Annotated in this window: 5 protein-coding genes; all 5 read right to left on the bottom strand. The window is 70.5% G+C overall.

What is annotated here, in order from left to right; genetic code table 11:
- Nucleotides 1-102: 102 nt before the first annotated feature.
- From BHU15_RS28815 to BHU15_RS28795, 5 genes are read right to left on the bottom strand one after another with little or no spacing between them, the layout of a single operon-like run.
- The gene (locus tag BHU15_RS28815) at nt 103-2,577 is read right to left on the bottom strand and encodes an Hsp70 family protein (RefSeq protein ID WP_069629849.1); all 2,475 of its coding nucleotides are present in this window, start codon (nt 2,575-2,577) and stop codon (nt 103-105) included.
- Complete coding sequence (locus BHU15_RS28810; protein ID WP_069629848.1) at nt 2,570-3,235, bottom strand: hypothetical protein; 666 nt, start codon at nt 3,233-3,235, stop codon at nt 2,570-2,572. Before BHU15_RS28810 ends, BHU15_RS28815 begins: the two co-directional genes overlap by 8 nt.
- Complete coding sequence (locus BHU15_RS28805; protein ID WP_069629847.1) at nt 3,232-4,413, bottom strand: serine/threonine-protein kinase; 1,182 nt, start codon at nt 4,411-4,413, stop codon at nt 3,232-3,234. The genes BHU15_RS28810 and BHU15_RS28805 overlap by 4 nt, the downstream gene beginning before the upstream one ends.
- Nucleotides 4,410-5,270: an FHA domain-containing protein gene (locus tag BHU15_RS28800; protein ID WP_079128442.1), complete on the bottom strand. Its 861-nt coding sequence runs from the start codon at nt 5,268-5,270 to the stop codon at nt 4,410-4,412. The genes BHU15_RS28805 and BHU15_RS28800 overlap by 4 nt, the downstream gene beginning before the upstream one ends.
- A complete protein-coding gene (locus BHU15_RS28795) occupies nt 5,267-6,823 on the bottom strand; it encodes a septum formation family protein (RefSeq protein WP_069629845.1) in 1,557 nt (518 codons plus the stop codon). Before BHU15_RS28795 ends, BHU15_RS28800 begins: the two co-directional genes overlap by 4 nt.
- Between the last annotated feature and the right edge of the window lie 43 nt (nt 6,824-6,866).

Below are 6,866 nucleotides of genomic sequence, written 5' to 3'. Positions count from 1 at the left end.
CCTGCAACTGGCCGTGAGCCGTGCGCGCCGCCGAGTGCGCCCGGCTCACGGCCAGTTGCAGGTGCAGCGCCCGCGCGTCCACCGGGTTGTCCGTCACCTCGCTCATGCCCTGCCCAGCCAGACGACCTTGTCCTGCTCGTCCTTCGGAAGCAGCCGGTACAGCCGCTGGTTCACCGCGTCCAGGCCCTGCCGGTCGTTCGCCGCGATGGCGCGCTGCCCCTCCTGGATGAGCGGCCCCGCCTGCCCGGACGACCGGAGCATGTCCTGGAGGGTGTAGAAGAGCTTCACCGACCAGTCGGGGCTCCGCCGCTCAAGCTCGAACAGCAGCGTGCCCGTCCGGTCGATGAGTCCGCGAACGGCCACCGAGTCCTGCGCGTTGATCGCCTCGTCCGCCCGGCTCCGGATCGCGGCGAGTTCCTGCCGGTCGGCCGTGTCCCCGTGCTGGCGCACGAGTTCGTCGGCCTCGGCGAGCGAGGCCCGCAGATCCCGTACGAGACCGGGCAGCCCCACCGCGTCCGCGATGTCGTCCAACTCCGCCTGGAGGTCCCGCAGTCGCTCCTCCGCCGTCGCCGCCGCGCCGTTGTCCACGGCCGCCGCCTCCACCTGGTCGCGGGCGGTGCTGACGGACCGCTCCTCGTCCAGTTTGGCCAGCCGCCGCTCGGCATCGGCCGAGCCCGCCTCCGCCACGTATCCGCGCAGCGCCGACAGCCGTCCCTCCGCCTCGTCCAAGTCGTCCCGCAGTGCCTCGGGGTCCTTGGTCCGGATGTTGTCCAGATCGATCTCGGCCTCGAACTGCGCCTGTACGAGCGGCACATCGGCGATCACCGTGACCATGCTCGACCGGTCGACCTCGACCGTCACCTCGACCTCGCTGCCCGCCGGCAGATCGATCCGGATGTCACGCGGCCGGATCTCCAGCATCCCGACCGTACGGTTGCGGTCGGCCCGGCTGCGTTCGCCGTGGATGACCGGGATCCGGATCGTCGCGTCGGCGTCGGAACGGTGCAGGGCCGCCGACGTACGGAACACCTCCCGCACCGACGTCGGCAAGGTGGCGCCCTTGCGCAGCATCGGCGCGAAGACCTGCTCGGCGAGCTGGATGCCGAGCGAGTTCGCGAGCCGTACGCCGCCGAACTCCAGGTCCCGGTGGGTGATCGTCAGCGTGTTGGAGGTGAGTTCGCACCGCGCGCCCGACGGGTCGGTCAGCTCCACGAAGAACTTCGACGTGGTGTGCGGGTCGACGGCCACGTCCGTGACGAAGACGCCTTCCGCGTTGACCGAGATGGCGGCGGAGCGAAACGGCGGCTGGCCCTGCGGGTTGTTCAACGTGACCGTGTAGCCGGTCCAGTTGGCCTGCTCGCCGCGCAGACGTCCGCCGACCGTGGGCTGGAGGGTGGTGACACTGGGCTCGTACGACAGCTCCACCGCGAACTGCCCGGCCGGGACCGGCGCCGTCTTCGACCGCGGAATCCGGACCGTACTGGCGAAGATCGCCGCGCCGCGGGCGACGACCGTCGTCGGGTCGAGGCTGACGTCGAGCTCGATCCCGAGACCGTGGCGCGGATCGGCCAGCCGCTCGCGCAGACCCGGCGAGAGTGTGACGCCGCCGACGAGCAGCAGCCGGTCGATGTCGTCCGGGCCGAGGGCCGCCTCGGCGAGCGCGTCGCGGCACAGATTGATCGCCCGGACGTAGAACGGCTCGGCGACCGAGTCGAGTTCGCCGCGGGTCAGGGTGTGCTCGAAGGTGACGGGGTTGCCGTTGGCGTCGTTCAGGTCGACCATCAGCTCGACCTGGTCGCGGCGAGAGAGATGGATCTTCGCGTCCTCGGCGGCGCGCTTCAGCTTCGCGAAGTTCCCGCGCCACTTGGGGTTGTCCCGGCGCAGGTCCGTCAGCCCGAGCTGCGAGACGGCCGCGGGCACCAACAGCCGCTCGATCAGCGCCCAGTCGATCAGCTTGCCGCCGAGGTACGGGTCACCCGCGTGGTTGAGCACCCGCAGGTCACCGTCGCGCTTGCTGACCAGCGCGGCGTCGAAGGTACCGCCGCCGAAGTCGAACACCATCCAGTACGCGCGGTCGGTGGCGTCCTGGAAGCCGTACGCGAACGCCGCCGCCGTCGGCTCCTGCACAAGGGGGCAGGCCGCGGTGAATCCGGCGAGCTTGGCGGCCTCGATGGTGGCCTTGTTCTGATTCAGCGCGAAGGCCGCGGGGACGGTGATCACCGCCGACTCGGGCGCGGCGCCGCAGTGGTGTGTGGCGTCCGCCCGCAGCGACTTGAGCACTTCGGCGGAGAGCTGGGGCGGGGTGAGGGAGGTGCCGGCGGTCTCGAAGACCTTCCGCGAGTCGGCCAGGCCCATCTCCAGCTTGAACTCGGCGGTGGCGTTGGCCGGGTCCTTCTCCACCCAGTCGCGCGCCGCGCGTCCGACGTGGACGCGGCCCTCCTTGGGCATCCAGACGGCGGAGGGGGTGATGTCCCAGCCGTCGTTGTTCTTGATGACGGACACACCGCCGCTCTCGACGACGGCTATGGCGCTGTTGGTCGTACCCAGGTCGATACCGAAGTCGACGGTGTCACGCATGATCGGTCCTCTCGTGGTCCGAGCTGGACGGTGCTTCTGAGACAGGGGCGGGAGCTGGAGCCTTAGTGAGTGCAGGGGCAGGGGCAGGAACGGCGTCCCCGGGCTCAGGCGACCCAGGCAGCTCAGGCGGCTCGGACAGCTCAGGTGCCTTGGGCGGGCAGCCCACGATCACCTGTCCCATCTGGATACGTCGCCCGTGCAGATAGATCGTCGGCCGGATGGTCTCCCGTACCGTGTCGGCCTCCAGCGACGGATCGTCCTCGAAGGCCAGCGCCTCCAGCGAGCGCCCGGCGTGGAACGCGTCGCCCTCGTGTTCCTGTACGAGGAGTCCGGCCTCGTCCAGCGCCTCGCGGCACGAGCGCAGATAGCGGCCGGTCTGCCGCGAGCGCGTGGACGCCTCCTCACCCTGCCGGGTGAGCCTGCGCTGGGCACGCCACAGATTGGTCGCGGCGTCGGCCAGCGCCTTCTCCTCCAACGGGCTTTCCACGGGCGCCTGTTGTTCAACACCCGGGTCCGTCGTGGACGCCGCCACCGACGCGAGCAGCCGTGCCAGCTCCTCACGCGACGGTTCGTCCGACGGCAGCGGCGCGATCCGGAACGCCCGGTGGTGCCGCCGCTGTTGGAGGTCCTCCCGCAGCCGGGAGAGTCGCCCGCTCACATCATCACCCCCCGGCGCCACAGCGTGAGCTTGGACAGATGCAGGTCGCGCAGGTACGGCGACAAGTTGACGGCCTCCTCCATGAGGTCAGCTGCGCGGTCGAGTTCCCCCGGCGAGCGGGCCAGTTCGAGTGCTTCTTCGGCCAGCCGCCGCGCGCGCTGCGTGGGCGGCCTGTTGACGGCGGATCTCGCGGACCCGGCAGCTTTCGCGGACCCGGCGGCCTTCGCGGACCCGGCGGATTTCGCGGACACCGCCGAGCCCCCGGACGCCGCCGCACCCCCGACCGAGTCACCGACCGACTCACCGGCCGCCGCCCCCGCCCCGGCCATCGCCTCCGCCCGTTCACGCAGCGCGTCCCCGAGAACCTGGGCCGTCGCCGGCCGGTTCTGCGGGTCGAGTTCGAGCATGGCGAGCACGATCCGGTCCAGATCGGCGTCCACCTCGTCGTTGTAACTGCTCGGCGGCAGCAGCGAGCGGTTGAAGCGGCCGAAGGAGAACGACGAGAACTCCTCCCCGCCCTGATGGAACGGAAAGCGGTTCGTCAGCAGCAGATACGCGATCACACCGACCGACCACACATCGCTCGCGCACGAATAGCCCTGGTTGCGCATCACCTCGGGCGCCATGAAGGCGTACGTCCCCTGGGCGCTGGCCAGATGCGTGAACGGGTCGGCGCGCTTCGCCAGACCGAAGTCGCTCACCCGCACCCGCATGCCCGTACCGTCGTAGCCCACCAGGACGTTGGCCATGGTCACGTCCCGGTGCACGATCGGCGGGTCCTGGTCGTGCGCGACGGCGAGCCCGCTCGCGATCTGCGTCACCACCTCGGCGACCAGGTCTCTGGGCACCATCGACTTGTGCGCGGCGGCCAGCCGTTCGAGGCTGCCCCCCGCGACGTACTCCATCGTGAAGAAGCCCCGCACCCCCTCCGGCGTGCGCACGGTGTTCGCGTCGAAGACCCGCACGATGTTCGGGTGCCCGAGGGTCGACAGCAGCCTGGCCTCGTCCAGCATCCGTACGGTCTCCTCCTTCGAGGCGACCCGCTTGAACAGCTTCATCGCCTGCCAGCCGAGGTACTCGTGGCGCACCCGGTGGACCTCGGCGAACGCACCCTCCCCCAGCGAGCGGTCGATCACGAGCGTGTCGCTGACCCGGTCGCCACTCACGAGCAGTGTCATCGCCGTCCCGCCCCCTGTCCCCCCTCGTTCGTGCTCGCGCTGTCGCCGCCACCGGAAAGGACGTTGAGCCGGTACCCGATCCCCGTCACCGTCTCCAGGATCTTCGGATTCGACGGGTCCGTCTCGACGCAGCGTCGTACGGCCCGTACGACACCGGCGATGTCCGCCCTGCTGTACGAGCGGTGCGGCGCCCACTCCTCGTGCGCGCCCCACAACGCCGTGATCAGTTCGGCGTGTTCACAGGCGACGGCCGCGCCGCTCGTGCTGCGCCCCGCCATGTAGCGGAGCAACTGGTGCCCCTGCGGGCGCAGTCCGGTGATCAGGGTCTCCTCGCCGTCCACGTTGCGGTACGCGCGGGCGGCGACCCAGTCGTAGCGCAGGCACGGTCCGGTGTGGCGTACGTCGGACGGCGAACCGAACGGCGCGGGCCTGGTGGTGTGCGGGTCCAGGAAGGTCAACTCCCAGTACACCGGCTCCCCTTCGGGATCCATGTCACCCAGGATCAGCACCGTGTCCCCGTGCTGGATGCGCTTGCGCGCCTGGAGCCGTTCTATGGTGTCGCCGTGTCTCAGCAGCGTGCCGTTGACGCTCGCGTTGTCCGTCACCGACCACATGCCGTCGGCGAAGTCGAGCGTGCAGTGCAGCCGGCCGACCCAGCGTTGCGGGTCGGGCCCGAGTCCCACGTCGGGCGCCCGCTCCGGCACGGCCCGCCCGACGGTGACGGATACGCCGCCCAGCTCGACCACGCTCTGCGCGCCCTCCGGCGAACTGACACGCAGAGCGGCCCCCTTGACCCCCACCACCCGTTTCTCCTCCGTGGTCATCATCGGCAGCCGGCTGTCCGACGGCCGTGTCATCGCAGTGCGCCGGTGAAGGTGTTGTCGGCCAGATAGGACACGGCGCACATGGCGTAGATCGGGCGGTCCGGACTCGTCCACCAGTCCTTCGCGGGATAGGTGATGTGCAGGCGCAGGTCGTCCGACAGGCCCTTCGTCCGATCCTCGCACGCCGCCCGCGCCTTGGCGTAGACAACTTTGTCTCCCGGCCACTTGTCCGCCTCCGCGAGGGCGTCGCCTTCGTCGTACAGAACGGGATAGCCCACGATCTCCGCCCAATGGGCCTCGCCGCAGGGCACGATGGGGAGATCAGTCGTGGTGGTGGCGAGGTCGGTCTTGCTCTCCACGCACGATCCCACCGGCGCGTTGAACTCGATGTTCGCGGCGAACGTGGGCATCCGCACCGATGTCGGCACTGCCGGGGAGTCGAGGCTCACCCGGTCCGCCGCCGTCATGTACTCGTTGTCGATGCGGTGCGCCACGCAGGTCGTGTACTCGTCGAGCGTCGGCCCCGACGGGTCCCAGGCGTCCTCGCCCGGGGTCGAGTACTTGACCATCACCCGGGTGTCGTCCGGCCGGAACTCGGCCAGGGCGCGCTCGCAGCGGAACCGGGAGAGTGCCACCACCTGCTCGATTCCCGGGTACTTGGCCGTCAGATACCTCGACTCCGTGTCCACCAGCGGCACATACGCCACCACCTCGCCCCAGTGCGGGTCGTCGCACGAGACGACGGGCACCTCGCGTTCGCCGAGCTTCCAGTCGGACTCCTGCCCTATGCAGCTGCCCACCGGGCTGTTGTCCGTGATCTCCGCCGCCGACACGACGGCGACGCCGCTCGCCGGAGGCGCGCCGGAGCCTGAGCCGGACCCGGAACCGGAGTCCCCGTCGTCCCCGAAGAGCCCCGAGACGAACCCCGCGAACAGGATCCCCAGAAGGAGCAGCACGGCCCAGGCCAGCGCCCGTGCCCCGCCCCCGACGCGCCGAGGTGTGTACGTGGCCGGCCTGACCCGCAGATCGGCCAGCATCCGGTCGATCTCCCCGGTCGGACCACCGGCCTGGGCCAGCTGGCTCTTGACCTGCAGCAGGAGGGTGCGGGCCAGATGGATCCGCCCGGCGGCGACCAGTTGGTCGACCTGCGTCTTGATCTGCGTGAACGTGGCCATCATCTCGCTCAGCCCGTCACGGTTCGTCTTGATCGTCTGCTGGGTGGCGGGGTCCGTCGCCAGCTCGGCCGCCGTACGGAACCACTTCGACGCGTTGAGGTTCGCCGCCGGACCGAGTGCGTCCGAGGCGGCGGTCGCGCAGTTGTTGAGCAGAACGGCGACGTCGTTGCGGGCGCTCGCCGTACGGCGGTGTCTGGCGTACGGGACGAGGGCCTCCAGCTTGGCCAGTGCGGGCAGGGCGTGGTCGTACACCTCGGCCGCGGCGCCGTCCCAGTTCCCCCCGTCCAACTGGGACGACGCCCGTTTCGCGGTCGCGCGCAGCGACTCGTAGTGAGGCGCGGCGGCCTCGACACCCGCCGACCGGGCGCGGCTCGCCCTTCGGGCGCGCGACTGGCCCCTCGTACCGTCCAACCTCGTCGACGACCAGCTGGAAGAGGCCGCCGCGCCTCACTAC

The sequence above is a fragment of the Streptomyces niveus genome (assembly GCF_001723055.1).
GTDB classification, from domain to species: domain Bacteria; phylum Actinomycetota; class Actinomycetes; order Streptomycetales; family Streptomycetaceae; genus Streptomyces; species Streptomyces niveus.
The sequence above is the reverse complement of the archived record's forward strand: the minus strand, read 5'-3'. Positions and strand labels throughout refer to the sequence as shown.